We start from the raw sequence: 23,208 nt of genomic DNA, 5'->3' as shown, positions 1-23,208 counted from the left end.
CCTCAGCTCGACGCGGGACGCGCGTACAGATACCGCGGCCAGTACTCAATGGTCACCTGCGCGGTAGTGGCAGGCGAGACCGGGACGCCGGTCTGCACCGCGTAGAGACGATTCGTGACCCCCGGCGACGCCGCCGGCCACCCACCCACAAGTTTGCCCGAGATGGTCGGCCCGGCCCAGCCGCCGATGATCTCACCCGTCCCCCACAGCGCGTACAGGCTCTCCGTCGCGCCATCGACCACCACCTTCTCCCCGTTCGGCGTGGACACATAATCGGTGATGCTGAGGGGGCGGGTAACGAACGTGAGCCGGTCGTCGGCCGGCACGAACAGCAGGTAGTCCCAGTCGATCGTCGAAGTGCCGGAGATGCGCTCGGCCCAGATTGCGACGGTCTGATCGAGCACCGACAGGGCGGTTCCCGAGTAGCCGTCGGCGACCGGGTCCGTACCACCCGGATACGAGACCAGCCCCAGATCGAAGAAGGCGGAATTGATGGTCGCCGCCGATGCCGGCGCCCCGAACACCGAAGCCGTACCACCCTTCGGCCCCCATCCCAGCTTCGCGTTGATCGCACCGGTGCCGCTGCTACGCCGCACCAGCACGAACACCCGATACCGGCCGCGCACATCAACCCCCGGCGGAGGCCACGACGTGGACAGCCGCTGCGCCATAGCCGCGTTCGTCGCGAAGCTCGTCCGAGAGAAGTTGTTACCCGCCCCGGACATTGCCGCGTCGTTCGGCTGGGTGGACGTGTCGCTGCCCTGTGTCATCGACTCGCACTGCAATACGAACGGCGAGCTGCCCGGTGTGCCCCGCCGGCGGACCGCGAACATCCACGTCGTCGCGGTTCCCGAATACGGGATCGTGATCTTCAGTGGGGTCTCCACGTCCCCCTTGACGCCGGTGAGGTCGAGGTACATGCCGTTGGAGCCGGCGGCCGGGTTGTTGGTGACCGTGAACGGACCCAGCGTCTCCTTCAAGCCCAGGGCGAACGGCTCCGCCTCGATCTCCACATCGACGGTGCGCAGCAGGCCTGGCCCCGGAAATTCGGTCACCCGGTTCGCCATCGACCGGATGGTGCGGAAGAACACCGGATTGGTGGTGCCCTGCGGCCGCCACCTGAGCAGGTTGCTCTCCCGGTCCAACTCCCGGTGCAGCGCCTGCAACTGGGTCCACGCCGCGTCCAGCGACGCGGTTTGCAAGTCCAGGCGCAGCCGGATCGTCCGGTTGCCGTACGCCGCCGCGGCGAGCTGCTCGCCGTCAGCGAGCAGCGTCGACGCCCACGCCTGCCGCAGCTGCGGCGGCGAGAAGTCCGTGCCCTCGTACTGCACCGACCATGTGGCGTCGTCGTTGAGGTCCAGGCGCACCGTCGGCGACCCGCCGATCGCATCCACGAATTGGAGCAGGTCCGGCACAGCTCACCCCGTCCGTGAGTAGATGTCCGCGGTGCGACCCGCGTCGATGCGCACGATCGGCAGAGCTGCGAGCGCCCGGCGGACCTCGGCACCGATCTGGGCGGCCAGCGCGGCGTCACCGCCGCCCGCCCGGGCACCGCCGGATCGGCTGGCCGCGGCAGTCGCCGGCAGAGCGGTCCGCCCACCACGCACCGCGGCGCGCAGCTGCTCGAACCCGGCTGGGCCGCCGAGCGCGTCCACCTCTTTGGCCGTCAGGACACCCTCGCCCGGGGCGAGCATTCGCGGCTCGGAGTCGACGCCCTTCGGGCCGGGCCCGAGGACCATGCCGCCGGAGCTAAGCCCCTTGAGTAGCGTCCCCTGCCCAATGTGGTGCTCACCCTGGGCGGAGCCGTGCGTCTCATACTTGGTGACGACATTGATCTTGACGGTTCGGGTGATGTTGGGGATGCCGAACAGCGAGTCGGCCAGTGCCTGCGCCTTCCCCGCCTCCATGTGCATCGCGGCGGCGGCCTTCAGGAACGCCGTGCGCCCGGCCAGGGTGACCGCGTTCGCCTGCTCCTGGTCGCCCGTCGCCTTGAGGGTCGCTGCCGATTTCCGCTGGGTGGCCTTGAAGATCCCGTCGAGGGCTTCCTGGTTGGCGCGGCCCTTCGCGGTGCCGTCGCTCAACGCGTGACCGTTGCGCTTCACGGACTCCGTGGCATTGTCGACGGCCTCTTCGAAGCCGCGGTTTGCCTCACGCAGGCCGACGGTCTCGTTGGCGAAGCCGTCGAGGATGTCCTTCAGCGACCGGACACCTTCGATGGCGGGTTGCACTGCCGGCCCCGTGCGACCCAGCGCGTTGTTGACCTCGTCAATCTTGCCCCGGTAGGTGCCGGAGGCGTCCGCGGCGGCGATCTCGGCGTCCGTCTTCCCGGCGAGCTTGAGCGTGGCGAAGTCGGCCACAGTAGCCGTGCCGAGCGTGGCCTGGCGGTACGCCTCGGCTTCCTTGCTGCCCTTCTTGAACCCGTCCGCCGTCAGGTCGAGCTGACCGCCGAGGCGGTGGAAGATGTCCGCGAAACCGCTGCTGTCCTCCATCCAGTAACGACCCTTGTCGATCGCTACGTCTACTTCGTTGCCCCACCCCTTGACGGCCGCGCCCGCGTGGATGATCACCCCGGCGGTCTCAATGAACTTGCTCACGGATGCGGTGAGATCATCGATCGCGGACGCGCCTTCGTCCGCGTCACCGGAAAGCTTGGTGAAGAAATCACCGGCGGACTGCCCGATAGCGTCGAAGCTGCGACCGAAGGCGGCCACCACCGGCTCCGACTTATCTACCGCGTCCGCCACGCCATGGATGAACTTCTTGCCACCGGACACCATGCCGTCCACGAGCGGGTCCACGAGCCGTGAGGATTCAAAGATCCGGCTGATGTCCGACCCGGCGTCCATCCACCCGGCGCGGACCTTGTCGATGCCGGACAACATCACCGGCACGAAGCCGGCCGCACGCTGCTCCAGATCGGCAAGGATGAACTCACCGAGATCCGCGCCGGCAGCCTTCACCCGGGGATCGCGCGCCGCGAGGATGGCACCGCCGACGATGCCGCCGATGCCGGCACCACCGACCACCGCGCCGGACAGTCCGGCCAGCAGGGTGGGAGCCATCGCGACACCCAGCGCGGCGCCAGCCGCCCCGGCTCCCTCGAGCGGCATCGACGCCATCACCGGCCCGAGGCGGGCCCCGAACCGGGCCGCGAAGCCGTGCGCCGCCTCGTCGCCCAGCCTGTCGACGTCGAGCAGATCCTTCGCTTTGGTCAGCTTCCGCAGCTCCGACTGCTGCTTGCGGAGATCCTTGAACAGGTCCTTGTTGCCGGTCCGGTCGATCTCGGAGGCCAGCCGGCGGACGTTGCCCTCAACCTGCTCGATCTCGTGCGCCAGCCCGCGGTACTGGCCGGCTGCGTCGTCGGTCTTGTCCCCGGACGCCTTGACCTTGTCGCCCAGCTTCTCGGTCTCGTCGCCGGCCTTCGCCGACGCCTTGCCGAGGTCATCGACCTGATCGGCGGCCTTCTCCGCCGCGTCCCCAACCTGCTTGAACGCCTTGCTGCCGCCGGCGTCACGGCCGACGACATCGAACTCGACCCGCTCCTTTGCCACCGCGTCACCCCCGATCAGACTTGGCCCATTCCAGGGGGCCCCGGTTGGACTCCCACCACAGCAGGTGGGCGCGGATCTGCCGCACCGTCAGGCGGCGCAGCTCCGCCGGAGGCACCCGCGCCTCGAACGTGAACCACGGCTCCACGGTGCCCAGAAACCCGCCGACGGTCAGCCCTCGGAGGAACCCCCCGAGGGGCCAGCCGGGGGGCCGGCCTCGGCCTCCTCGTGGACGAACTCGGCGCGCAGCAGCCGCGGCTGGAAGTCCTCGAACGTGACCTTCTGGCCGGCCTGCCGCACCGCCAGGTACGCGACCACCTGCCGCACGATCGCCTGCTTGCTCAGTGGCGCCTCGAACAGCGGCGTGACCGACGCGATCGCCAGGTCCATCTCGCGTTCCAGCTCGTAGAGCTCCGCGAACGGCAGGTCCTTGAGCTTCTCGGTGTCGAACACCAGCTGCTCGGGCAGCGGGTCGCCGTCGCCGTACCGCTTGCGGTCCTCGTCGTCGAGGCGCACCCGGATGGTCGTCATACTCACGCTCCCGTGATCTTGTCGAGGACCCGGTCCACCGCCGCCTCGATCTGCTTACGTACCGCCGGCTGCCTGGCCAGCATCGGCTTGGACACCCACCCGGCCCGCACGTTCTGGTTCACCCACGGGTTCACCCGCGACGTCGCCTTGTGCACGGCGTGGCGTTTCAGTGCCCGCGTCCGGCCGAACACCGGGTGGCGCAGGTCCCCGTCCTCCAGGGCGCCGACCTGCCGAGCGTGCCCGCCCTTCCCCTTCGCCGTCACCGAGATCCGCACCGTCACCTGGTCGCCGGTCAAGGTCGACGAGGTGGTCATGCGCAGCGACGGCACCAGCTCGCCCGCGTACCGATCCGGCAGATACGCGTGCGCCTCGCTCTTGACGGCGTCCTTCAGCTCCGGCACCGCGTCGAGGATCCCCTTGCGCAGCTCCCGCGTCAGGTCCTTGCGGTCCGCCGCGGTGCGTAGCCGGCGGGCGACCACCCGGAACCGGTCGGCGCCGCGCACCTCCACCGCCATGACCTAGAGGGCCAGATCGGTCGAGATGTACTCGACGCTCACGGCTGCGTTGGTCCCGTCGAACTGGCCGGCGAACGGGAAGGAGCCCTTGACCACGTCCGGGCCGTCCACGGTCGGCGTGTCCCCATCGAAGAAGATCATCGGGATTTTGACGCGGAACGTCTCGAAGTACGTCGACGCGATCAGCGGGCCCACGAACTCCCACACCAGCGCCGTCGGCGCGTCGGAGGCGAACCGGTCCGCGAAGACGGTCTTGTCGAGGTAGTCCGCCTCGATCGTGCCGCTGATCTTCGCCCAGTCGTTGATGACGCCCTGCGACCGCAGGCCCTGGTTTCCCATGTACGGGCCGCCGTCGTGCCGGGACCGGTCGATGGTCACGCTGACCTTCCGCACCCCGTCGACGGTCGCCTCAGAGCTGAACGTGCCCAGCTTCAGCGCCGCCTGGCCGAAGTGGAACTCGTTGCACGTCGGGTACGACGGGGCGGCGAGGGTCTGCGCCTCCGACAGGTCCCGGCCCACCACCGACCACGACGCCGCCAGCCCCCCGCCCTTCTCGCACGACAGCTCCAGCGAGGTGACCTGCGCGCCGAGCATCGTGTACGGGCGGGCCGTGCCGCCGAGGTCCGGCACCGCGGCCTGCATGGTGTAGAACTTGCCGAACGGGTCCGCCAGCGCGTGCGTCTGCAGATACGCCGCGGTCGCGCCCTGCTGCACCGGCGCGACCGTCCCGCCGAGCAGACCGTTCAGCAGCAGGCCCATGCCCTTGCTGTAGACGGCGCCCTCGATGGTGCCCGACGCGCCCTTCGTGGTGACGTACCGCCGGCCGCCCGGCTGCACCATCCGGCCGGCGGCCATGCCGCCACCCTGGTAGGTCTGCTTCTGCTTCTGCAGCTTCGCGGTCCCCTCGACGAACCGCGTCGGCGCCACATAGGTGCCGTACGTCGATTCGGCCACCATGCCGAAGGAGTGGCCCAGCCCAGATCCGATTCCCACGATCAGGACTCCTTACCGGTCGCGGCGGGCGTCTCGCCCTGCGGCTGCTGCTCATCGGCCTGGTCCTGCTCCTTGCGGAGCGCGTCGACCAGCGCCTTGGTCTCCTTGTCCTGGCCCGGCTGCCAGCCGGCCTCCAGGTAGTTCACGAGGTCCCCGTCAGGCACCTCGACGGTCTCGCCCGGCTCGACGATCCGGCCGATCCACGGCACGAACCGCTCTTCGCCGAACGGCTGCTTTACCCTCGCCACAACGCCCCTCCTAGAACCGGTTCTCGCAGCGGACCACGAACTTGATTGAGCAGATCCGGCCCTTGCCGGCTTCCTCCGGCGTGGCGGTCTGCTCCATGCGCATACGCGTGACGAGCCCGGCACCGGAATGCAGCGCCCCGCCGAGCGTCCGGTCGGCGCGCACGGCCGTGACGAACGCGTTGTAGATCGCGAACGCCTGATCGCGGGCCGCCTTCGTGGCCTCTTCGCCGCCGCCCACGAGGACGCCGATCTCGCACGGGACCTCGTAGAACTCCCGCTCCATCTGCGCACCGAGCTGGCCGTGCACCACCTCGTTGGGGGTGTCGCCGTCGTCGTACGGGATGATGCCGACCGCGAACGCCGTAGCGCCGGCGCCGGCGGGAAAACCGTCGGAGACGACGAGCGCCTCCGCCAGCGGCTGTGGCAGGCCGGTCAGCGCCCGGGCGGTGGCCACCAGGTAGTCGACGGCGGCGGGAATGCTGGAGGTGGCCATCAGGCGAATCCGTCCAACTGATCGTTCGGGGTCAGCATCTGCATCACCCGGTTGGGCACCAGGAAGCCCAGGATGACCTCCGGCGCGGCGGCGCCGTCGGCATCGAACACGCTGCTGTTGCCGCCCTGCTGCGGCCGGAAGTTGAAGGCCACCAGCTCCTTCGCGGCCTGCTTGATGCTCGCCGGCGTCGACGCCCGCCCCGCCTGGTAGACGACCGTGACCGCGCACCGGCCACCGGACCAGCGGCCCGACGACCGGTACAGCACTCCCGCCGCCAGCGACGGCTTGTACCCGTCCACGCCCACCGCAGAGCCGTCTTCCGTTACCGACGTCACCGACAGCACCGGCCGACGGCGGAGCACCAGCGCCTCCACCCCGCCGTCGTGGACCTCCGTGATCGACCGGGGCACGACCGGGCCGGTCACGTGCTCGATCACGTCGGTGACCGACTCGATAAACCCGAGCAGCTCGTCATCCTGCGTGGTGTTCGTCAGCTCGATGTTGAGGTGCTTCTTCACCTCATCGACCGTCACGATGTCGGTCACGGTCACGGCCCACCTCCAGCGGTTCGGGTCCAGACAGGTTCGTTGCCGGCGCGCGCCGTCAGGTGGTCTGCTGCGGCGGGTTCTGCCGGCCCTGCGGGGCCTTCAGGGCTTCGCCCTTGGAGTTGTAGCCGCGCAGCTTGAGCTGCTCGTCCACCTGGGCGACGCGGTCGGTGAACCGCTTCTTGGCCGCGTCGTCGCCGGCGGCGTCCGCCCGGCGGGCGAGGCCGGCGCGCTCGTGCACCAGCGCCTCCGCGGTGCCGGCCGGGTTCGGGTCGTTGATCTTCTTGTCGCTGCTCATCGCGACGTCCTTCCGCTCGGATCGGTGTCGGGTGCCGCTGGCCGCGGCAGTTGCTCGGGTTGACGTAGGCGGGTTGCCGTCGATCGGTCCGGCAGGCATCCGACCGTTGACCGGCCGGATGCCTGCCGGGTGGATCAGACGCCGGTGAACGTCGGCGTGATCAGGCCGGTGCCCGAGATCTTGCGGGCGTGCGGGTACCGCGAGTGGGTGTAGGCGAAGTAGCCGTAGACCACCAGCAGCACGCCGAGGCTGGCCGCCTTGGCCTGCTCCGCGCGGATGTACATCGGCGCGTTGGGGTCCTCCCACAGGTGGAACTCGTTGCGGTCACCGAGGTAGATCTCGTCCTCGTTGGTGCCGGCGCCGAGGTTCGTCGCGATGTTGTTGTCGACGATGACCGGGGTGCCGTTGGGCAGGATGCCGCGCACGCCGCGGCCGTACGCCTCCGCGTAGTTCGCGCCGAGGGTCTGCGCCACCACGCCGGGCTGGGTGATGAGCGGGTAGGTGTTGCCCATCGCGTTCTGCATCCAGTACCAGCGCCGGGAATGCATGACCGCGAGGTTGTCCCCGGACGCCTGGTCGAGCAGCGCCGCCTCCACCCCGGACAGGCCCTCGATCACCTTCGGGTACAGCTCGGCGGTGGTCGGGGTCGCGTCGGTGTAGGTCACCGCGGTGGCGGCCGCCGACAGGCCGGTGCTGGCCTGGTTGATCAGGGTGCCGTCCAGGTTGGTGGCGTAGCGGCGGAACAGGTCGTCGATGACGATCGGCTCCGTGCCCGCGCCCCGCTCGATCGACTGCCGGGACATGGTCTGCTGGCCGGCCGCGGTCTGCACCGGGATGGTCAGCAGGGTGTCGTCCATGTCGGTCTCGGACACGTTGGTGTTCTCGGAAGCCTGACTCGCCACGCTCGAGGACGTGGTGATCCGAGAGATGTTGACCGTCATGCCCTGCGCCGGCAGTTCGTGCCCGCGGATGGCGTCGGCGAATGGCCGGTTCGCCGCCACCGCCGGGGCGTACATGTCGGTCAGGTACTGCGGCACCACCAGGCCGGAGAACGCACCGGTGCCGACCGCGCGCAGCTGGTCACCGCGGATGGTGCGCTCTTCCTGCATGTGCCGGGACAGCCGGTCGCGGGCCTCGTAGTCGCCGAGGAACGCCGCGGCGACGTCACGCTCGAATGCTCCGCCGCGCGGATCCTGGTCCTGCCGGTAGGTGCGCTCCTCAGCACCGACCCGGGCAACCCGGTCGTACGCCGGCGCTCGGGTGCCGGTCGGCTCGGTGCGGGCCGACAGGGCCGCGATCTCCTCTTCGCGGCGCTGCTCCTCCAGCAGCTCGTCCAGCGACTTCTGGGCGCGGGTGACCTCGGCGTCGGCGGTGTCACGCGCCTGCCGGCGCTCGGTGACGGCGTCCTCGGTGAGGTTCGGGTCCGACCGCAGGGCCGTCAGCTGGTCCTGCGCGGCCTGGCGGGTGGCGATCGCGGTACGCAGCGTCTCCTGCGCCCGGGCGATCAGCTCGGCAAGAGTCATCGCTCTTCTCCGTTTCGGTGAGGTGATCGGTGGACGCCCGTCCAGGTCAGACGGCTACCCGAGGCCGCGGCGCCGGGTGGACTCGTGCGAGGCAGAGCAGGGCGGAATGCCCCGTGCGGGTGCGCGGGGTGGTCAGTGGTGGTCTCTCAGGCGCCGGCGATGGCCAGCTCGAGCAGCGCACGGGCGCGCGACGCGTCCGAGCGGGCGTGGCGCAGTCCGGCGTCGGTGGCGGGGTTGGCGCCGTACCCGACGATCGCGGTGTCGCCGCGGTGGATGTCGACCTGGTCGATGCGGAACTGGGTCCAGTCCGGCGACCAGGTGCCGCTCTCGATGCGGAAGGCGAAGGACATCTCGTCGACCAGGCGGGCGCGCAGCTTCGGGGCGATGTACGCCACGTCGACGTCGGTCGGGTCCAGCCGGGCGACCACCAGCAGGCCGGTGTCGTCCATGGCCAGGTCCAGGGTGCCGGTGGTCGTGCGGGCGATGCGGCGCAGCTGGTCGTGGCCGAGCACCAGCGGTACGTCCAGGTCGGCGCGGGCGAGGGTGTCATCGAACGCCGTGGCGGAGATGACCTCGGTGTAGGGGCCGTACCAGTCCCACATCTCGTAGGCCCGCTCGGTCACCGAGGCGTGCCCGGTGAACTCCAGCATCCCGCCGTCGCCGGCGGCGTCGCGCAGCTGCGGTTCCACCAGCTGCGCCCGGACTACGGCCCGGGCGCCCTGGTGCTCGGCCGAGCGGCGCTGCGACGGGCGGTCGGCGCGCTGGCGGACGTGCTGGGCGCGCTCCGCCGCCGCGGCGGCGACGTCCCGGGTGGTGGTGGTCATGCTTTCGCCTCCGTCGGCTGTGTGCGGGGTACGCCGTACACCCGATCGAACTCGGCCAGGTCCGCATCGGTCAGCGGCGGCAGGTCGTCCAGTGCCCGGGCCTCGGTGGGCGTGAGGACCCTCGAGTCCAGCCGGGTCTTGATGGTGCGCGACCGGGTCTCCGGGTCCATCGCCAGCAGCTTGCCCCGGTTGAGCTTCACGTACCGGGGCCGCGGGGTGAGCTTGCCGAGCGCGGTCTCCCGGCGGGTCACCGGCGGGTCCAGGTTCATGATGAGGAACTGCAGGTTCCGCTGGGTGATCGTCCCGTACGTGATCGACCCGGTGGCCACCGCGGCGTCGATCAGGTCCGCCGGGCAGCCGAAGTACCGCGAGATGTCCGTCAGCCCGAACTGGCGGGACTCGATGAACGCGGTCTGCGCGGCCACCGCCTGGATCGGCTTGTACTCCCAATCCTTGCCGTGCACGAAGACGTCGCCGGCGGACACCGTGGCCCGGAACCGCTCTTTGATAGCGGCGGATTCCTTTGGCGGCACCACCTTCTCGACGTTCTTCAGCTCCCCCGCCGGGATCGCGGACCCGCCGAACCAATCCAGCGCGAACTGCTGCGCGGACAGCGACTCTTCGATCGCGCCGGCGCCGTAGGCCACCGGCGACAGCCCGAGCGGCAGACCGGCCAGGGTGAACTGCTTCTCGTGCCAGATGTCCGCCAGCCGGTCGCCCTTGTACACCTCGCCGCCGATGCGGATCTCGGTGATCTGCGAGCCCTTGGCCCGGACCACGACGTCGGCGAGCGACACCAGCTCGATGCGCCCCGGCAGGCCGCGGCCGTCCGGGCCCACGACGCCGGTTCGGTCGGTGATCACGCCGAAGACGTTGCCGGCCCGGTCCAGGTCGACCTGGCTGGAGTACAGCCACTCCGGCATGTCCACCCGTTCGCCGCCCGGGTTCACCAGCACGGGCGGCTTGGGCACCTCCACCTGTACGCCCTGGACCCGGCGGTACACGTCGACTGGCATGGTCGAGACCATGTCGGCCCGCAGCCGCAGGCACGCCCAGACCGCCGAGTGGCGCATGGCACTGTCGTTGGTGACGTGGACGTGGCCCGGCTTGCGAGCTGGCCGCGACGGGATGTCCCCGTCGGGGCCGGTGATCGTGGCCTCCCGCCGGCGGAACAGGCTCACGGCTGCTCACCCCGCCGTCGGGTTCGGTTCCGGGCGGTGTGCGCGGCGTCGGCCAGCTGCGACCCTCCGAGCACGACCACGCCGGCGAGCAGCAGCGCCACCCAGCCGATGAACGGGAACACCGCCGCGGCGGCGCCGGCCGCGAGCAGCAGCAGCCCGAGCACGTCCAGCAGGTCGGTCAGCAGCTTGATCGGCATGGTCACCTCCCGTCACCCGATGGAATCCAGCAGGTCGTAGTCCTGGCCCAGGTCCTTGTACCGCTCGTAGGCGGCCAGGGCGATCGCGTCGGTCACCAGCGGGCTGATGTCCGCGCCGCCGGACGGCTTGCGGCCGAAGCCCCACGCCCCGTCGCCCAGCGGCCGGGTCCGGGCGCCGGCGAGCGCCGCCTTCGTCCGCGGCTCGCCAGGCTGCGACAGCGTGCCCTGCTTGACGGCGTCGGCCCACGACGCGCACGCCGCGCCGTAGTCGGTTGTCGACAGGATCCACAGCCCGCTGCGGTGCGGCACCGCGCCCATCGGCTTGATGCCGATGTCCCGCAGCGGGGTCTTCAGGGTCGCCGCCGGCGAGCGTTCGTCGATCGCCCACGCGACCGGGTTGTGCCGCTCCTTGAGCTCCCGCACCCGGCCGACGATCCAGTCGGTGCCCTCTCCGTGGGCGACCAGCTCGGTGCGCCGGATCCCGTCCGGCCGGACGCCCGCCACCGAGATCGACGCATGGTCGCGCATGGGCGTGATGTCGATGGCGAAGGCGACCACGTCCCCGGGGCCGCCCTTCGCGTCGGCGAGCAGGTCCCATGCCTCCACCGACGGCAGGTTCGGGTCGGCCGCCACGTCGTCGTCGTCGCGCGTCCAGTTCATGAAGGCGCGCAGCCACTCCGCCAGCTTCGCCGGCTTCTCCTGCGCGGCCTCCAACTCGGCCCGCATCGTCGCCGGGGTGACCGTGTGCCGCCACTCGCTGGAGCATCGGCACAGCCCGTCGACGGGTTCCGGGCACAGCGCCGGCATGCACGACAGCCACACCCGTGGGTCGGTGTAGTCCGCGCCCGGCTCGCCCTCCCACTCGAAGTAGGCGGTGCCGGACGGCTCTCCCGACTCGACGATCGCCCGGCCGCGCTCAGTTTCGTCGTTGAGCGGCACCGACTTGGACGTGCCGGCGGTGGAGTACCACCACATCTGCGCGTCCGGGACGGTGATCATCGCCGGGGTCCAGGCGGCCTCGATGCGGTAGTCGACCTGGGCGAAGTATTCGTCGGCCTTGCCCAGGTGCAGGGTCTTGCCGTGCCCGGCCTTCTCCGTGTTGGCCTGCAGGCTGTGGATGGAGCGGGTCTTCTTCCAGATGAACGCCTCGCGGGCGTTGGCCTTGCGGATGTGCACCAGGGGCGCGAGCCGCGAGCCCTCGATCAGCGGGATCTGGTCGTCTTCCCACTTCTCCCGGGCCGCGGTGCCGTTCTGCGCCGCGTAGAGGATCCGCTGGCGCTGCCACGCCATGCCGCGGTGACAGGCCACCGGCAGGATCAGCGACGTCTTGCCCGACTGGCGCGGCACGCGCACACCCAGCTTGCGGTAGACGAACAGCCCGGTCCGGCGGTCGATCTCCAGGCCGGTGTCCGCGGTGTAGCGCTGCCACGGCATGAGCGGCGTGCCGAGCGCCCGGGCGATCTTCGCGACCTTCCCACCGTAGGTCGGGTTGTCGAAGTTCCGCAGGGTCGCGTAGCGGGGCGGGCAGGTCAGGCCGTACCGGGCGTAGATCTCCGCCCGGTCCCGTTCACTCGGGGGCATCGAGGTCGCCGAACTCGTCCTCATCGTCGTCGTCCGGCTCGTCCCGCCGGCGAGCGGCGGTCAGCTGCTCCACCGTGGCGCGCAGCTCCCGGGTGAGCAGGTGCAGCCGGGCGGCGGCCTCACCGGTCGCGCCGTCGATCGCCCCGGCCAGCCGCAGCGCCGTGGCCACCAGCGTCGGCTCCAGCTCGCCGAGCTCGCCGAGCTTGTCCACGTCCTCGCGGACCACCCGGGTCATCTCGCCCACACCGGCTGCGCACGTCGGGCACGCGGCCGGTCGGCCCGCCTGGCCGACGAAGAGCACCGCCTGGTCGCCGAGCAGCTCCATCGGCGTGACCTCGAGCCCGGCCGCCAGCGCGGCCAGCTCGTCCAGCGTGAAGTAGCGGGTGCGCTGCCCGTCCCGGCCGGGCCGGCCGGTCTCCAGGAACCGGATCACCGTGCCGGTCAGGCCGGCCGGCGCCCCGGCCTCGGACGCCGCGGCCGCCAGGTCCTCCCGGGACATGCCGGCCCGCTCGCGCAGATCACGGATCCGCTGGCCGATCACGTCGCTGATCAGCGACGCGATCCCACTGGTCTGATCTTGCGTCATATCGACCATTTCCGCAGGTCAGAGCCCCTTCGGGGAGAAAAAAAGGGAGCTGAAGGCGTGGGGTCTCCCGGGGCCCGATCCTAAAAAGATCGACACCTGTTTCCGCAGGTCAGAGGCCTGCGGCCTCTGCTTGACCGATCACCATCGACGCGATGTGATCAGCGGCGTCTGTGGCACTGGCTTGGCCCTCGCACCCTTGCGTTGGTTGCAGTTCTGGTTGCAGGTCGGGCAGGGGTTGGGCGTCTTGCCTCCGCTGCCATGAGCGGGACGCAGGTACCTCGGGTTGCCTGGGTCCAAGCCGAGGCGCACCAGCGTCTTGCGAGGCGGGGTGTGGTCGACCTGCAGGGCGCCCGGGTGCAGGCAAATGTGGCAGATCCCGTGGTGGTCCTGCAGCACCTGCTGCCGGATCCGCCGCCACGGCCGGCCCTTGCGCCCCGCCGTACGCGCTGCCACTCTGCCTCGCCTCTCGGCGCTGCTACCTCCAGCGACGGCAGCCATTCGGGCCTGGCCCATGGCTGTAGTGGTGTGGAGTGCGGCTGCGCCAGTAGTGGTAGGTCCGCCCCCGGCAGGTGATGTTGTGGCGGTGGAGGACCAGGCAACGGAAACGACCGATGATCCCCTCTGGCGCTTCGCGGAGTCGCACGCGTCAGTAGTCGAGCTTGTAGCGCACCGCTTCACCTCCGTGTACGACGAACGCCCCGGCACGGGGGGCCGGGGCGTTCGCCTGCCAGGGCTGGTGCCCTGGCTCCTGTGTGCAAACGGTAGATCGTGGTGCAGGCATACTCCTGCACCGCGATCATGCACCGGAATCGGACATCTTGGCAAGCTGGGCTCGCCGGATAAGTCGGCGGGCGATCCGATCAATGACCCAGAAGGCAGAGAGCGGCACGCCGAAGGCGACAGCTGCGCCCACCAGGTCGGACCAGTCGAGCAGCCGAGCCAGGGTGACCGCGGCGATACCCAGAGCCCACCCGGCACAGAAGCTCCACCGGGCGAACACCGACAGGCGATCTGCGTTCACGCTCGCTCCTCAGGTCGTCGCTCGTCGTGGTAGCGCGGGGCCGGTCGGGGACTCGCCGCCACTCGATGAACACGCCGCCGTCTGACTCCACCTCGTCGGCCCACCACAGCCGCCCGCACTCCGGGCACGTCCACTCGTCGCCGGGCAGGCCGGTGTCGGGGGTGTCGCAGACGTGCGGCTTGGGCAGCGCCTGGCGCTCCTGCTGCGCGTACCGAGCTTCGCCATGGCGAATGATCACGTCCTCCTGCCACGGCATCAGCGGGAAGTCCAGGGCGCGCGCCATGTCGATGATCCGGAACGAGGTCACGATCTCGTTGTGCGGCTCATCCATGGTTCGATCCTTCCTCAGCCGACCAGGCACCGCCACGACCGGCGTACCCGGACCGGACCCGCTCGGCCTGCACCGCCCGGCTGTTGGTCTGGGCCTCGATGTGCTTGGCCAGCATCCGGATGCTGCCGTCGCGGTCGTCCCAGATCGACTGGCACCCGGTGCAGTACGCCGCACGCCGGGCGACGTCGACGCGCAGCGTGTGCCGCCGTCCGCACGTCACCACCGGGCACGACGCCCGCGGCTGGTATGGGGCGGTGACCCAACCGATGAGCGCCTGCGCCCGCACGTGCCACCCGCGCATTGCCCCGGCCAACGCCTCGGTCACGTCGTCGTCGAGGACTCGCGGCTCGCCGGCGGCCGCGGCCAGCTGCAGGACGTGACCCTGCACCGTGTCCCGGGCCGCCAGCTCCAGGTTCCACGTCCACCGGGCGGCGTCGGTGCTGATCGTGCTGTGCAGCGCCAGGGCCTCCCAGGTGCCCGGGGGACGGGACTGCGGCACCGGCCGGGCACCGTGGACGTCGTCGGTGGACGTCACTCCATATGCGGCGACCTCGGCCAGCTGGACCAGCAGCCCGTCCTGCTTGGTCCGGTGAACGCCGGTCAGCTTGGTCCGGCCGCCTCGGGTCTTCGAGTAGGCGGGGGTCTGCGTCCAGTAGGACTCGGCCAGCTCGCGGGCGTACCCGGCAATCTCGGCGACCACCAGGTGCCGGGTCACGGCGCCCCGCCGAATCCGGCCGGACGGCGGCCGTCGGCCCACCGCTGGGCGGTGCGCTGGTGGACCTGCTCGGCGGTGGTGGTGACCTCGTCGAGCGGGGCGTGGGACTTGATGGTGACCGTGATGCCGGGGCTGGTGATGGTCACCTCCGTGGGGTTGGTCTTGTCCTGGTCGTCGGGGGGGTCAGCCATGGTGGTCCTTGGGTTGCGGTGGAGTGGGCGGGGGCGAGCTGCGACCGCGGCGGCCTCTTCGTCCTCGCTTGCGGTTCGTCGGGGTGGGGGTGGGAGCGCCCGACCCGTCCCGACCCGACCCGGCCTTTCCAGATCCTGGAGGCTTGGGTTCTGCCGGATCGGCCGATGATCGGCCGACCGCGCGGTGTTGATCTTGTGTGGGGCGCGGGGTGGGGCCGGTGGTCCCGTCGCGCTGGGCGCGGTGTCCCTGGGTGGGGGTCGCGCGGGTGGTGGCGGCGCGGTGTCCCTCGGCGGGGGTCGCGCTCGGGTGCGGGGTCCGGCTGGTGGCCGGGTCGCGGCGGGTGGGCGTGGTCCGGCCGGGTGCCGGGTCGCCGGTGGCGTGGTCCGGCCGGGTGCCGGGTCGCCGGGTGGGCGGTGCGAGTGCGGGGGCCGGCTGGTCGCCGGGTCGCGGGTCGTCGATGCGGGGGCCGTCGGGCAGGCCGGCGGGTCGCGGGTTGGTGCTCAGCGGCACCTGGTAGCCGTGCTTGGCCAGGTGCTCCACGCTGAGCTCGCCGTAGTACGGCTTGGCGGGGGCGGGGAGCAGGTGCCACCGCTCGGGGTGCGGGTCCTTGCCGCGCCGCCCGTTGCACTGGTTGCAGGCGACGACCAGGTCGTCGGGGCCTTGGGCGCCGCGGCCGGGGTTGCGGTGGTCGTAGGTGCCGGCCAGGCCGCCCTTGCGGGCGTCCCAGTTGACGACGCGGCCGCAGTAGCGGCAGCCGTCGCCGTCGCGCATCCGGACCGGGATGGTCAGCGCGGGGTTGCCGTTGTCGTTCTTCCGCTGCCGCTCCCAGGCGACCTCCGCTTTGAGCCGGATGTGGAACAGGTGTTCGGAGTCGTCGGCGAGCAGCCAGCCACCGTCGACCCGGGTCCAGATCCCGGCCCGCTCCACCCACTGGGCGAGCCGCTGCCACTGGGGACCGCCGTAGAGGGCCACGGTGGCGTCGGGCACCACGTAGTCGGTCTCCTGGGCGGCGGAGTAGGTGGCGCACAGCCAGGCCAGGCCGGCGATGGCGGGCAGGCGCAGGTCCCACCCGTCCACGTCGTCGTCCGGGCCGCGCTGCCACGCCAGCGGGGCCAGCACGCGCGGGTTCATCCCGCTCGTGTCGCTGGACTTCAGCCAGGTCAACCGGCTACCGCCTTAGTGATCAACATCGATGGTTCTCCCGGTAGCACTCGGCGCGGCCACCAGGTCGGTGGCCGCGCCGAGCGTTGAGCGAAGGGCGGAGCGGCGGGCGGGCCGCCGTTACCCGGCCGGTGGATCCGGCGGCGGGGACAGCTCGGCCAGCCGACTGCGCCAGCCGTTGACCGTCTCGGTCCAGACCCAGCCCGTCCTTGTGGCCGGCCGGCCGGGGTGCCCGTGCTGGGTGAACTCGCGCAGGATCTCGCCGGCGAGCGCCGCCACGGCGTCCCGCTGCTCGGCCAGCCGCGCCACGTCGCCGGCGAGGGTGCCGAGGGCCTCCTCCGGTCGCTCGCCGGTCGGGCTGAGCAGGTCGCCGATCTCGGCGCACACCGCGGCGAGCTGGTCCCGGTCCCGCTCGACGTCCTCGCACAGCGCCGAGCGCGTCTCCGAGGGGTGATCGGCTGGGGAAAAGTCGCACGCCGCGGTCGGGTCGGACGCGCATGGACACAGCGCCGCGTAGAAGCTGGCGAACTGGTCCGCCGCCAGCGGATAGGTGAAGCCGTCGGAGTCACGTCGGACGATCCACCAGCCGGGCTGGGCAACCACCGGGTGACCTTTGATCTTCAGGGTGGCCGGCTCTCCGGACCGGGTCTTGAGATCGAGGTCGAAGCTGACATCGATCGATGTCAGCCATCCGATCAGGGCGTCTCTCGCTGCGGGATCGTCGGGACGCCACGGCATCGCGGTGACGGACATCGGCTCCCGCTGCACGAAGGGCTGGGGTTGCAGGTCAGCCACGCTGGCCACCTCCCACCGCGTGCAGGCCGGCGCCGTCGCGCAGGTCCATGCCGGGCAGCGTCGGCGCCGGCGGCGGGATCCGGGAGTCGGTCAGCTTCTTCGCCCACGCCAGCAGCCGCGCGGCGGCGTCCGGGTCGGTCTCCGGCTCGATGCGCAGCAGCCGGATCGTCGGGGTAGGGATCAGGTCACCCTCCACCACGTCGTGCTTGATGCTCACGCAGTCGAGCACCACGATCGCGACGTGCTGGCCCTCCGGGTTCTCCAGCAGCTGCTCCCGGATCTGCCCGAGGCCGTTGACCTCCCAGGGCGGCAAGGTTCCCTTGATCTTCGTTCCCATCGGCTACTGCCCTCCGCTGTCGTGGCCGGGGTTGGCCTTCAGGTAGGCGTCCATCACGGCGCGCGGGACCCTCCCGAGCGCCGGGACGTCCACCCCGTGATCGCGGGCCCACGCCCGCACGGTCTTCGCCGGCACCTCCGGCGCCGTCGGCCGCTCGCCGGCGGGCGGGGTGGCTGGCCGGGCCGGCCGGCCGCTGGCAGCCCGCAGTCGCTCGCGGGCCCGCTCCAGCTCGGCGGCCAGCTCGTCGACGCGGCGCTGCGCCTCGGCGGCCTGCGACTCCCGGCGCAGCTCGGCGCGCAGGTCGTCGACCAGCGCCCGGACCTTCGTGCCCAGCGTCTGGGTGCGGCGGTTCGGCGAGGCCGCGGCGGCGGCGAGCAGCGCGGCCAGGACGTCCGGCGGTCGGGGGTCCGCCGCGGTGTTGGTGGACGCCTGACCGGGCAGCGGCGGCACCTGGGTGGTGCGTGGCATACCGGGCACGCCCGGTCTGCCCTGGGCCGCGGCCACCATGCTGGCCCGCCGCTCGTGGGCGGTCACCATCTGGCGGGCCAGATCCAGGTCGCCGGCGCACAGTTCGTTGATGGTCCGGGTCACCACCCGCTGGGCCAGGGTGGTGAAGTCGGCGATCTCGATCTCGGTCTTGCCCTCCACGAACAGCCGCAGCACGTCGTACTGGGTGCGGCTGGTGATCGCGGGGACAGGCGCGGCGGCGGGCATCAGGCGCCAGCCTCGGCGCGGGCGGCCGTCTCCAGGTCGCGGACCTCGGCCAGGACCTGCTCGCCGATCGTGGTCAGCCGGTAGAGGCGCACCCCGTACCGGTCGGCCTCGGCCTCGTCGACCAGCTCCACCAGCCGCATCCGCTTGAGCGGGGCGAGGCGCTGGGTGGCTCGCTTCAGGACCAGGGGCGGGCCCGGGTCCCGCTCGAAGTCCGGGGCGGTGTACCGCGGGTCGGTGTGGACGCGCTTCTGGTCGACGGCCACGAGCAGCAGCACCTGCTCGGCGTCCAGGGCGATCTCCATCGGGTGTCTCCGTTCCTGCTCGGCGGTCACGCCGCCGCGGTTTTGGTCGGGCCGCCGTCGAGCACCCGCAGGTGCCGGCGGCGTACGGGCGGGGGCGGCGGCGGGGCTGCCCGGTCGGCCGGGGCGCGCACCATCGGCTGCGGTGTCACCGGCGCCGGCGGCAGCGGGGCGTACCGCTCCACGATCAGCTCGGCGATCAGCTCGTCCTTCGTCACGGCCTCTCACCCCGCCGCGCCCGAGGGCGCCTGCGGGCACGCGGCGCAGTCGCGCCCGCGGTAGCGGTACGGCTGGCCGGACCTGGTCGCGAAGACCGTGCTCCCGCAGATGTGCGGGTAGCGGCCGCCGGCCGGCACGGGCCGGACCAGCGCGGTGCTCGCGACGAGCCACAGGCCCGGCTGCGGGTCAGCCATCGGTGGCCACCAGCTCGCCGTCGATCGCGTCGCCGATCCGCATGCCGACCTGGACGCCCAGCGCGTACTGCCGGGAGAAGCGAGCCGGCAGGATGCCCAGCGCGCAGAGCATGTCCAGGCCCTCGTCGACGCCGGGCACGTACAGCGACGGGTCGGCCATGACGTAGCGGTCGGACCGGTAGACCAGCTCCAGCTCGCCGTCGGGATACCAGGACACCTCTACGTGCGCCACCAGGTCCTGCGCCGTCGCGGAGAAGCCCCTCGGCGCCCGGGGGCGCGGCTCTCCCATGACGTACTCCCTGCAGAGCGCCCGAGGCTTTCCCCGGCCGTTGTGGGCGTACCGGGGGTGCCGGGCGAGGCTGGCCCGGGCCCACTCGAAGACGGCCCGCAGCCGGCGCACCTGCTCCACGGTGAGCGCCTCGGCGTCGGGGGTTACCCCCGCCCCGCCACCGGGGGAAGCCGGCGGCGGGGCGGGAGCTGGAGCGACGTCACCCGCGTCTTGGGGGGATGCGGTAGCCGCTCCATCCGCCGGGTCGGTACAAGCCTCGGCGGCCGTCTCGGGGGTGGTGCCTGCCGGGGCGGAGCCGCGAATCTCCGCCCCGGCTTCGCGGGAGGCCGGGGGGTCGTCGGCCTCGTCCGCCGGCCCGGCGAGGGCCGTGTCACCCGCCGCGAAACGGGTGGTCTCCTGGTCCGGCCAGCAGGGGCGGCACCAGGTCGCCTCCCACCGCTCGACGGACTGCCGGGCGGTCAGCGTCAGCCCGGTCCGGGTCGCCCGGCCGCATCTCGTGAACGCCGCCGACTTGAGGGCGTGGGCCGCGCTGCCCTTGGGGGCGGTCGCGATCCACACCTGCTCGCCCGGCTCCGGGCTGGCGGCCGGCGCGGCCGGCGCGGGGGCCGGCCGGGTCGCGGCGTAGGTCTTGCCGTCCACGCCGCGCACCTCGGCAGGTGTTGCATCTGCAACACCTCGCAGGTCTCGGGTCACGGTCGCGGCGTCGACGCCGAGGGCGGTGCCGATCGCGCGCTGGCTCATGCCGGCCAGGCGCAGCTCGGCCACCGCCTTCTGCCGGTGCTCGGTCGGCAGCTTCAGCCGCTCCGCGCCGAACTCGCCGTCCACGTAGGCCTGCCAGTCGGCGTACCCGAGGACCTGCCAGTCCCGCCGCTCCCACGCAAGGGCGATCTCGGCCAGGGTCTCCAGGTAGTTGTGGATGCCCTCGCGGATCCGGGCCGCCCGGGCCCGCGCGATCGGCTCGGTCGACGGGATCAGCTCCGCCACGTCCCCGGTCACCGGGCGGCCCGCCGGGCAGCGCGGGCGGTCCGGCGGCGGGCGCCGGCCTCGGTCCACGCGTACCCGTGGTAGGTGCGCGCGCCGACGGCCATGACGGCCCAGTGCCAGCGGCGCCGCCACCACGGCCGCTCGCTGATCAGGCACGGCTGGAAGTCGAAGACGGGCGACTCCGGCAGCGCCACCAGCGTGACCGCCACCGGCTCGGCGGCGGGCACCGGCGGGCGGGCATCGAGCACCTCTTGGGCGCGCTTCAGCTCGGTGGCGGCGACGTGGGCGCAGTGCTCGACGCCGAGGCGGGCCGCCAGGACGACGATCCCCGGCGCCGGCGCGGCCGGCACCTCCGGCGCCGCCGTGAAGCCCAGCGCGACGGTCGACCCGCGCCGGCTGCCGTCGACGGCGGGCAGGAGGCCGAGCCGTTCCGGCTGGCCCGGCCGGTACTCCGGGTAGGTGGCGTAGCCGGGCCGGAGTGCGGCGGCGGCTCGCAGCTCCGCGTCGGTCAGCAGTCGCTTCGTCATCGGGCGTGCGCCTCCCCTCGGATGTGCGCGAGGGTCTGGGTCAGGCTGGCCAGCCAGGCCTCCCGGATGAGGGTCGGCGCGTCAGCGGTCTCCGGGTTGAGGTGGCCGTTGACGACGCCCCACGCGGCCCAGGACGCGAGCTGGCGCAGCTCTTCGTCGCCGGCGATGAACTGGTGGGCGTGGTTGACCGGGGTCAGGTACGGCAGGGTGCCGGTCTCGGCGTAGCCGGCCATGGTGTCGGCGGTCTGGGTGCCGCGGTCGGGGTTGAGCGCCATCACCAGCAGTTCGTGGGTGGTGCCCGGGAACTGGTGGTACGGCGGCGGGAAGCCGGGCGCGTCGTCGTCGAGGCGGACCACGGCCATGGAGTACTGCGACCACAGCGGGTGGTACGGCGGGGCGGTGAGCAGCCAGCCGTCGACGGTCTGGGAGAGCTGCGGGATGAGGGGGAAGGTCAGCCGCATGGCGTGGCCGTAGGGGCCGCGGTGGGCGTCCTGCTGTCCGATCTCGTCTGGGTGGGTCACCGGTAGTCCTCTCGGTCGCGCTCGCCGAGGATCGCGGCGTCGCGGGCCTGGGCCGCCGCGGCGAACGCCGGCGGCAGTTCCTTCGGGGTGGGGGGCGGCGGCGGGGTGTGCCCGGGGTCGCCGGGCTCGCCGGGCCGCTGGCAGTGGCGGCAGATCTGCCGGCCGTTCCAGTCGGTGCCCAGCTCCGGATCCGGGTCGAATCCCGGGCACAGGCGCGGCGTCGGGCTCTTCGTCACAGCGCACCGTCCTGGTCCGGGTCGACGGCCTGGCTGTCGAGCAGGTCCGGGCCGTCCTGGCCGGCCCGGGCGCCTCGCCCGGACAGGCCGGGCAGCGCGACCGGGACGGCCTGAGCGCGGGCCTTTCGGCGGCGCTTGCGCCAGCAGCCGGAGCCGACCCGGCGGGCCCGGGACAGCGGGCTGCGGCACGGCGTCGAGCAGTCCAGGCACAGGACCGGCGGCGGGTCACCCATCGCTGGTCCTCGGCCGGATGAGCAGTCCGCCCACGGACAGCGGCGGCGTCGGCTGGGTGATCGGGCCGCCGGTGGCCGGCCGGCTCGCCGTGGTGGCCGGCCGGGCGGCGGTGATGATGGCGCGCAGTCGGCCCTGGATGTCGGGCGGCACCCAGCAGCCGGCGAAGTTCAGCGGCTGGCCGGTGGCGTACGCGTCGACCAACCGGTGCGCGTACTCCGGGGTGAGTGGGGCCGGGGCGGTGACGTCCAGGGCGAGGCCGTCCGGGCGGAGGTTGTCCCAGATGTCGCCGGCGCCGCGCATCAGCCGGGCCAGGTGCACCGGGTCGGCGCACGCCCGGGCGAGGTCCCGCAGCTCGCGGAACGCGCGGCCGGCGCGCTCGGCGTCGTCGGCGGCGCGGCCGCGGTTGGCGAGGCCGGTCAGGATCGCGCCGACGGCCACACCGGTGAGCAGGGCAGCGGACACGGTTGCGGCGAGGGCGGACGGGTCGCTGATCATCGGGTCTCCTTGAATCCGGCGGGCAGCCGCTGCTCGAGGGAGCGCACCGCCCGGTACTGGAGGGCCTTGATCGCGCCCTCTTCCTTGCCCATGGCGTGGGCGGTCTCGGCCACCGAGAGGCCGTTGAGGAAGCGCAGGACGATGCATTCCTGCTGCTGCGGGGTGAGCTGCTGGACGGCGGTGAGCAGCTCGACGTTGGTCAGGTAGTCGACGACAGCGCCGGCCGGGTCGCCCTCACGGGTGTGGTCGGTGCGGTCGACGCCGGAGGCCGGGTCGAGGAAGTCCGCGACGCTGGTCTCCAGCCGGTAGCGGGCGGACTTGAAGTGGTCGGCCAGCAGGTTCCGGGCGATCGTGACGAACCACGCCCCGATGTCCCGGCCCTGCCAGGTGAACTGGTCGATGCGGCGCAGCGCGCGGACGAACACCTCGCTGGTCAGGTCCTCGGCCAGCTGCCGGTTGCCGCACCGGAAGGACACGAACCGGAAGACCTTGCCCTCGTACCGCTCGTAGAGCTCGCCGAAGGCGTCCCGGTCGCCGGCCTGCGCCGCGACCACCAGGTCCCACGACGGGCCCCGGTCGAGCTGCTCGGCGGCGGGCGGGCCGGCCTGGGCCGGCACCCGCGCCGGCAGCACCGCGGCGGTCACCGGACACCCGCCCGACGCGAGCGCACCATCATCGACTCCAGGGCGCGCAGCTGCGCGATGTCGTCGCCCGGGTTCGGCGGGCAGTAGCCCAGCCAGCGGTAGCCGATCACCTCGCCGTCGCGGACCCACACCATCCCGGGGGTCACCCACGCCGGCATGGCGGCGAGGACCCGGGCCTCGGCGATCGCCCGCCGCCGGCGGCGCGCCACGGCCCGGTCCCAGCTACGGCAGACCCAC

At 72.2% G+C, this 23,208-nt stretch carries 33 protein-coding genes; all 33 read right to left on the bottom strand.

Annotation, left to right across the window (positions count from 1 at the left end; all coding sequences use genetic code 11):
* Positions 1 to 2 precede the first annotated feature (2 nt).
* The 33 genes from SLP03_RS09135 to SLP03_RS08975 all read right to left on the bottom strand — a co-directional run bounded on the left by SLP03_RS09135 (position 3) and on the right by SLP03_RS08975 (position 23,193).
* Positions 3 to 1,415 (bottom strand): hypothetical protein, encoded by a 1,413-nt coding sequence (locus SLP03_RS09135; protein ID WP_319460093.1) that lies wholly within the window; start codon positions 1,413 to 1,415, stop codon positions 3 to 5.
* A gap of 3 nt (positions 1,416 to 1,418) precedes the next feature.
* Entirely contained in the window at positions 1,419 to 3,551 is a 2,133-nt protein-coding gene (locus SLP03_RS09130; protein WP_319460092.1) for a hypothetical protein, read from the bottom strand.
* A gap of 4 nt (positions 3,552 to 3,555) precedes the next feature.
* Positions 3,556 to 3,696 carry a hypothetical protein gene (locus SLP03_RS09125; protein ID WP_319460091.1) on the bottom strand — a complete coding sequence of 47 codons (141 nt, stop codon included), beginning with the start codon at positions 3,694 to 3,696 and terminating at the stop codon, positions 3,556 to 3,558.
* 23 nt (positions 3,697 to 3,719) lie between these two features.
* On the bottom strand, positions 3,720 to 4,085 hold the full coding sequence (locus tag SLP03_RS09120; RefSeq protein ID WP_319460090.1) for a hypothetical protein: 366 nt from the start codon (positions 4,083 to 4,085) through the stop codon (positions 3,720 to 3,722).
* Positions 4,082 to 4,594, bottom strand: coding sequence for a hypothetical protein (locus SLP03_RS09115; RefSeq protein ID WP_319460089.1), 513 nt, complete (start codon positions 4,592 to 4,594; stop codon positions 4,082 to 4,084). The genes SLP03_RS09120 and SLP03_RS09115 overlap by 4 nt, the downstream gene beginning before the upstream one ends.
* Before the next feature lie 3 nt (positions 4,595 to 4,597).
* Positions 4,598 to 5,587 carry a phage tail tube protein gene (locus SLP03_RS09110; protein WP_319460088.1) on the bottom strand — a complete coding sequence of 330 codons (990 nt, stop codon included), beginning with the start codon at positions 5,585 to 5,587 and terminating at the stop codon, positions 4,598 to 4,600.
* 2 nt (positions 5,588 to 5,589) lie between these two features.
* Positions 5,590 to 5,835 (bottom strand): hypothetical protein, encoded by a 246-nt coding sequence (locus SLP03_RS09105; RefSeq protein WP_319460087.1) that lies wholly within the window; start codon positions 5,833 to 5,835, stop codon positions 5,590 to 5,592.
* Positions 5,836 to 5,845: 10 nt separating this feature from the next.
* Positions 5,846 to 6,328 carry a hypothetical protein gene (locus SLP03_RS09100; RefSeq protein ID WP_319460086.1) on the bottom strand — a complete coding sequence of 161 codons (483 nt, stop codon included), beginning with the start codon at positions 6,326 to 6,328 and terminating at the stop codon, positions 5,846 to 5,848.
* Complete coding sequence (locus SLP03_RS09095; RefSeq protein WP_319460085.1) at positions 6,328 to 6,873, bottom strand: head-tail connector protein; 546 nt, start codon at positions 6,871 to 6,873, stop codon at positions 6,328 to 6,330. The genes SLP03_RS09100 and SLP03_RS09095 overlap by 1 nt, the downstream gene beginning before the upstream one ends.
* A gap of 58 nt (positions 6,874 to 6,931) precedes the next feature.
* On the bottom strand, positions 6,932 to 7,171 hold the full coding sequence (locus SLP03_RS09090; RefSeq protein ID WP_319460084.1) for a hypothetical protein: 240 nt from the start codon (positions 7,169 to 7,171) through the stop codon (positions 6,932 to 6,934).
* Between the two features lie 134 nt (positions 7,172 to 7,305).
* On the bottom strand, positions 7,306 to 8,694 hold the full coding sequence (locus SLP03_RS09085; protein WP_319460083.1) for a hypothetical protein: 1,389 nt from the start codon (positions 8,692 to 8,694) through the stop codon (positions 7,306 to 7,308).
* A 146-nt stretch (positions 8,695 to 8,840) separates the two neighbouring features.
* The gene (locus tag SLP03_RS09080; RefSeq protein ID WP_319460082.1) at positions 8,841 to 9,518 is read right to left on the bottom strand and encodes an HK97 family phage prohead protease; all 678 of its coding nucleotides are present in this window, start codon (positions 9,516 to 9,518) and stop codon (positions 8,841 to 8,843) included.
* Positions 9,515 to 10,699: a phage portal protein gene (locus tag SLP03_RS09075; RefSeq protein WP_319460081.1), complete on the bottom strand. Its 1,185-nt coding sequence runs from the start codon at positions 10,697 to 10,699 to the stop codon at positions 9,515 to 9,517. Before SLP03_RS09075 ends, SLP03_RS09080 begins: the two co-directional genes overlap by 4 nt.
* On the bottom strand, positions 10,696 to 10,896 hold the full coding sequence (locus tag SLP03_RS09070) for a hypothetical protein (protein ID WP_319460080.1): 201 nt from the start codon (positions 10,894 to 10,896) through the stop codon (positions 10,696 to 10,698). The genes SLP03_RS09075 and SLP03_RS09070 overlap by 4 nt, the downstream gene beginning before the upstream one ends.
* Positions 10,897 to 10,908: 12 nt before the next feature.
* Entirely contained in the window at positions 10,909 to 12,477 is a 1,569-nt protein-coding gene (locus SLP03_RS09065; RefSeq protein WP_319460079.1) for a hypothetical protein, read from the bottom strand.
* Positions 12,464 to 13,063, bottom strand: a complete 600-nt coding sequence (locus SLP03_RS09060; RefSeq protein ID WP_319460078.1) for a helix-turn-helix transcriptional regulator — start codon at positions 13,061 to 13,063, stop codon at positions 12,464 to 12,466. Before SLP03_RS09060 ends, SLP03_RS09065 begins: the two co-directional genes overlap by 14 nt.
* 860 nt (positions 13,064 to 13,923) lie before the next feature.
* Positions 13,924 to 14,415, bottom strand: coding sequence for a hypothetical protein (locus tag SLP03_RS09055; RefSeq protein WP_319460077.1), 492 nt, complete (start codon positions 14,413 to 14,415; stop codon positions 13,924 to 13,926).
* On the bottom strand, positions 14,408 to 15,130 hold the full coding sequence (locus SLP03_RS09050; RefSeq protein ID WP_319460076.1) for a hypothetical protein: 723 nt from the start codon (positions 15,128 to 15,130) through the stop codon (positions 14,408 to 14,410). Before SLP03_RS09050 ends, SLP03_RS09055 begins: the two co-directional genes overlap by 8 nt.
* Complete coding sequence (locus SLP03_RS09045; RefSeq protein ID WP_319460075.1) at positions 15,127 to 15,321, bottom strand: hypothetical protein; 195 nt, start codon at positions 15,319 to 15,321, stop codon at positions 15,127 to 15,129. Before SLP03_RS09045 ends, SLP03_RS09050 begins: the two co-directional genes overlap by 4 nt.
* Complete coding sequence (locus SLP03_RS09040) at positions 15,314 to 16,486, bottom strand: hypothetical protein (protein ID WP_319460074.1); 1,173 nt, start codon at positions 16,484 to 16,486, stop codon at positions 15,314 to 15,316. Before SLP03_RS09040 ends, SLP03_RS09045 begins: the two co-directional genes overlap by 8 nt.
* Positions 16,487 to 16,603: 117 nt before the next feature.
* On the bottom strand, positions 16,604 to 17,278 hold the full coding sequence (locus SLP03_RS09035; RefSeq protein ID WP_319460073.1) for a hypothetical protein: 675 nt from the start codon (positions 17,276 to 17,278) through the stop codon (positions 16,604 to 16,606).
* Positions 17,271 to 17,615, bottom strand: a complete 345-nt coding sequence (locus SLP03_RS09030; protein ID WP_319460072.1) for a hypothetical protein — start codon at positions 17,613 to 17,615, stop codon at positions 17,271 to 17,273. The genes SLP03_RS09035 and SLP03_RS09030 overlap by 8 nt, the downstream gene beginning before the upstream one ends.
* A gap of 3 nt (positions 17,616 to 17,618) precedes the next feature.
* Entirely contained in the window at positions 17,619 to 18,329 is a 711-nt protein-coding gene (locus tag SLP03_RS09025) for a histone-like nucleoid-structuring protein Lsr2 (protein WP_319460071.1), read from the bottom strand.
* Positions 18,329 to 18,631 carry a hypothetical protein gene (locus tag SLP03_RS09020; RefSeq protein ID WP_319460070.1) on the bottom strand — a complete coding sequence of 101 codons (303 nt, stop codon included), beginning with the start codon at positions 18,629 to 18,631 and terminating at the stop codon, positions 18,329 to 18,331. Before SLP03_RS09020 ends, SLP03_RS09025 begins: the two co-directional genes overlap by 1 nt.
* Before the next feature lie 26 nt (positions 18,632 to 18,657).
* Positions 18,658 to 18,846: a hypothetical protein gene (locus tag SLP03_RS09015; protein ID WP_319460069.1), complete on the bottom strand. Its 189-nt coding sequence runs from the start codon at positions 18,844 to 18,846 to the stop codon at positions 18,658 to 18,660.
* A gap of 6 nt (positions 18,847 to 18,852) precedes the next feature.
* The gene (locus tag SLP03_RS09010; protein WP_319460068.1) at positions 18,853 to 19,041 is read right to left on the bottom strand and encodes a hypothetical protein; all 189 of its coding nucleotides are present in this window, start codon (positions 19,039 to 19,041) and stop codon (positions 18,853 to 18,855) included.
* Positions 19,034 to 20,326 (bottom strand): helix-turn-helix domain-containing protein, encoded by a 1,293-nt coding sequence (locus SLP03_RS09005; protein ID WP_319460067.1) that lies wholly within the window; start codon positions 20,324 to 20,326, stop codon positions 19,034 to 19,036. Before SLP03_RS09005 ends, SLP03_RS09010 begins: the two co-directional genes overlap by 8 nt.
* Positions 20,323 to 20,841 (bottom strand): hypothetical protein, encoded by a 519-nt coding sequence (locus SLP03_RS09000; protein WP_319460066.1) that lies wholly within the window; start codon positions 20,839 to 20,841, stop codon positions 20,323 to 20,325. The genes SLP03_RS09005 and SLP03_RS09000 overlap by 4 nt, the downstream gene beginning before the upstream one ends.
* Positions 20,838 to 21,362 (bottom strand): hypothetical protein, encoded by a 525-nt coding sequence (locus tag SLP03_RS08995; protein WP_319460065.1) that lies wholly within the window; start codon positions 21,360 to 21,362, stop codon positions 20,838 to 20,840. The genes SLP03_RS09000 and SLP03_RS08995 overlap by 4 nt, the downstream gene beginning before the upstream one ends.
* Positions 21,359 to 21,598: a hypothetical protein gene (locus SLP03_RS08990; RefSeq protein ID WP_319460064.1), complete on the bottom strand. Its 240-nt coding sequence runs from the start codon at positions 21,596 to 21,598 to the stop codon at positions 21,359 to 21,361. Before SLP03_RS08990 ends, SLP03_RS08995 begins: the two co-directional genes overlap by 4 nt.
* Positions 21,595 to 21,831, bottom strand: coding sequence for a hypothetical protein (locus SLP03_RS08985; protein WP_319460063.1), 237 nt, complete (start codon positions 21,829 to 21,831; stop codon positions 21,595 to 21,597). Before SLP03_RS08985 ends, SLP03_RS08990 begins: the two co-directional genes overlap by 4 nt.
* On the bottom strand, positions 21,824 to 22,327 hold the full coding sequence (locus SLP03_RS08980) for a hypothetical protein (protein WP_319460062.1): 504 nt from the start codon (positions 22,325 to 22,327) through the stop codon (positions 21,824 to 21,826). Before SLP03_RS08980 ends, SLP03_RS08985 begins: the two co-directional genes overlap by 8 nt.
* The gene (locus SLP03_RS08975) at positions 22,324 to 23,193 is read right to left on the bottom strand and encodes a sigma-70 family RNA polymerase sigma factor (RefSeq protein WP_413644491.1); all 870 of its coding nucleotides are present in this window, start codon (positions 23,191 to 23,193) and stop codon (positions 22,324 to 22,326) included. Before SLP03_RS08975 ends, SLP03_RS08980 begins: the two co-directional genes overlap by 4 nt.
* Positions 23,194 to 23,208 lie beyond the last annotated feature (15 nt).

Source organism: Micromonospora sp. RTP1Z1 (assembly GCF_033804685.1).
Taxonomy (GTDB): Bacteria; Actinomycetota; Actinomycetes; order Mycobacteriales; family Micromonosporaceae; genus Micromonospora.
This window is presented reverse-complemented; position numbering and strand designations above follow the sequence as displayed.